This is a genomic window from Nitrosomonas communis (assembly GCF_024102715.1).
In the GTDB taxonomy this organism is placed as follows: domain Bacteria; phylum Pseudomonadota; class Gammaproteobacteria; order Burkholderiales; family Nitrosomonadaceae; genus Nitrosomonas; species Nitrosomonas communis_B.
In genome coordinates, this window is record NZ_JAGFJM010000115.1 from 1 (window position 1) to 3286 (window position 3286).

At 47.6% G+C, this 3286-nt stretch carries 2 protein-coding genes; both read right to left on the minus strand.

Annotated elements, in window-relative coordinates:
- On the minus strand, positions 1-882 hold an 882-nt coding region (locus J5I83_RS11305; RefSeq protein ID WP_304056108.1), incomplete at its 3' end, for a MoxR family ATPase.
- A gap of 17 nt (positions 883-899) precedes the next feature.
- On the minus strand, positions 900-2333 hold the full coding sequence (locus tag J5I83_RS11310) for a toll/interleukin-1 receptor domain-containing protein (RefSeq protein ID WP_369683421.1): 1434 nt from the start codon (positions 2331-2333) through the stop codon (positions 900-902).
- Positions 2334-3286 lie beyond the last annotated feature (953 nt).

A 3286-nucleotide genomic window follows, 5' to 3' on the forward strand; every position in this document is an offset into this window, starting at 1 on the left:
CTTATCCAGTAATAGACCTGCATTCGATAACGAACGAAACCAATCAAGAAGCTCCGACGTCGAAGGCTTCTTGGCCAGTGCAGCATGCGCCCGCACTTTGAAGAAAAAGACTAATGCTTCGCGGTAAGCCAGCCCACCAAGCTGAAGTTGCCGCAGCCGTTCTCCCAGAATTTGCTCGATCTCGTTTTGATCTCTGGGAAACTCGATGTGGTGATATACGCAACGGCGTAAAAAGGGTTCGGGAAGTTGTTTCTCGGAATTGCTGGTTATGATCACGACTGGGTTATAGTGCCGATTCGCTTTGAAAGTGTGACCGAGTTCAGGCACTGTAAACTCGAGGTTCTCGATCTGATTCAGCAAATCATTCGGAAAATCGCGGGGTGCTTTATCAATTTCATCGATCATTACGACTGAAGAAACGGGTTTGGTATGTCGCCAGGCAAGGCCCAGGCGTGACTCGACATCGTCAGGGTCGAGCGTGCGTAAAATAGCCTGTCCCATTGCTGAGAACCGAATGAATTCTTTGCTTTCCGGGAGAGGTCTACCGCTCGCAGCATTCAGTTGTGATTGTCCAAATTGCCGGATACTGTCAAAGTGATAATAAAGATCATTGGCTTGGCTGGATGACTTTGTGTCAAAGCGCAACACTTCTGTTTTTTCAAGCTCTACTGCCAGCCGATAGGCCAGTTGCGTCTTTCCCGTTCCCGGCTCGCCGGTAACCAGAAGCGGCATTTGCAAGGCGAGCGCCACGTTGACCGCATTGGCAAGATCTTTCCCAGCCCGATACCCTTGCGGGTCGCGCAGGGAATCGACACCTGTTACCAGCGGGTTGGCTGCTGCGCCTTCAATGGGTCCTTCCCCACGAAATTTATGGAATGTCATATGCTCTTCCCTCCTCTTTAACGATCGTAAAATTTCGACAACTTTTCAGCAAATTGGCGCATGCGTAAGGAATGGATTAAGGCATCAGTGAAAACGCTTTTCAGCAAATTTTCTTCATCGACACAACACAATTTTTCGATTTCATAGTCTCGATGCCAACGCTTAATGTCATCTTGGTCAATTTCTTTGAGCGGCGCAAGGTCGATGAGGTGTGTCCGTTGATAACCCGGGATCTTCAGTGCCTTGCCTAGGTTTTTCTCGCTGATGAGGCTGTCGTCCTCAATCAGCATGGCGATGACAAGCCGATTCAGAGGCGTTTCTGTGGAGCATCGTTCGAGCAGATCCAGTAACGCCCGAATGCCTGCCGCTATGATTTCCTTCGATGCTCTAGGCAGCGTCGTTACCAGTGGGACGACGTGCGGTGAAGTAGAAAGCCATTGAGCCAGTGAAGACGCATCGTTTAACTGAGAAGCATTGCCAGTCAAGGCGTCTGATAGCGCGCTCATCATGTCAGATGTCAAATCCTCCGCTTTGGGCACCTCGCCGTCGCTTAGCGGCCATACAAAACGCCGTGCTGATTCGAGCAGTTGTTCATTGTGTGTAGCCAAATAATCTTTGAGATTCTTGTTCTGCAGGCGTTCCCAGAAACGGGGCGTGTTGTCATTATGCACACCCTTGGTTAGCACCAATAGCGCGGTACGATTCCAGGTTTTAACTTGCCTTTGAAACTCATTCACCGGGACGGTCTGGTTGCAAAAATAAGGCAACAGCGAACCAAGCCGGCTGCAAGATTGCGCTACCGCCTCTATGGCACTGGTCAGCCGGGATGTGATCGGTTGGGATTGATCTTTTGATAAGCGCTCAGTCAGTTGCTTTACAACCTCGTTCCATGCGTAGTGTTGATTTCTCCATTCAGCAATCGGCTTGAGTGAGAAGCGATCATCCTTGGGTAATGCGCCAAGATCGCCCAGTGTCCGTTTCTTGCTATCGCCTGGAAGCGGCTGTTTTTCCCAAGGGCAATAATTCAATACAATTTGAATAATCGGTAATGCCTTCCCCACGGCAATTGCAAGCTCACGGGAATAGCAAAACTCAGAGGAGAGCGAATGAGCACTCACCAAAAACACAAAATAATCTGCCTCTTCGAGTGCGCACTGAATGGACTCATGCCACTCGTCCCCGGCAAGCAGGTTGTTTCGATCAAAAAATACCTGCTCTGGCGTAATGCCTAACTGTGACGATCCGCGCAGCTCAAGTTTAAAAATTTCCATGAACTGGTTCACATATTTTTTTGAATCTTTGTGCGAGTAAGATACAAAAACCCTACACCCCTTTTTTTCCAAGGCTATTGGTTCAGTCATTTGTTGAGCAATTGGAATCGGTAGTGGCATTAGTATTTCATGGTTTAAATTAAAACTAAACGACACGGTGGCAATAAGAAAAACAAACATCCTTTTTCATAAGAATTGAATGTACTGAAAGCTAAATTAGTTGTCAAAAAAAGGGTGAAGATCATGCAGATTCAAAGTCCTTGTGCAGATATGATCGAGGCAGTGCTCAAGTGGGTATACCGGGATGATCAAGAATTTTGATGATAACGTCGAGTTGCAGGATAGCTGAGAAGATCTTCATTGTTCCATCACAATAAAAATCGCGGCAACCTAAAAACGACTATCCTCGTTGCAAGAACGAGGTATTACGCTATTTTTCCCTACGGGACGGCCGCCTCAGATGTTTCTAACGCCCCAAGGGGACGGGAAATTCAACCCAAAGAGATTGAAACAACTACAATAATCTATAGAGATGAAGAAAATCCACACCGCTCACACTGCCCCTCCCACAACGCAGGCGGATCAACCTCCAGATCAAATAACGTAGCGTGATTCGGCACATGCGTCATCCAGCATAGCAAAAAATATCTGGTGCGAGCGTAGTCAACGCAAGATCGATAGTGGGTTTATGGAAAGAACATCGTCACTCACCAGATCTGTTTGTTAACAACTAGTAGGTTTGGCGGCTCATGAATTACTACGCAGTAGCTGGCGAACTCGCGTGTAAGAACAAATATCTCAGACTCATCACAGGCAGTTAGGCAATATTTGAAATGGATCTGAGGATCAGCTCGAACGCTTAGATTTTCCATGCCAAGCACATCCCGCATTGTTCCCTGCGCTACGTTCACGAGTACTGACTCACCAAAAATCAGCAACCTTTCTTTGCCCTCAGCCTTGTCTCCATGTGCCGGTGAAGTGGTACCCAAAAACTGGACAGGTTGTTAAGCTCTGGTAAAACAGAAAAGGAGTGAAATAACCATGAGCAAGAAACGCGCGCAATATTCCAGTGAATTCAAAGCGAAAGTTGCATTGGCAGCCATCCGAGGGGAAGAAACCGTGCCGCAGTTGGC

What these genes read in the sequence shown, in the direction of transcription:
- J5I83_RS11310 (WP_369683421.1), bottom strand. Translation starts at nt 2,333, where the DNA reads ATGTTTGTTTTTCTTATTGCCACCGTGTCGTTTAGTTTTAATTTAAAC.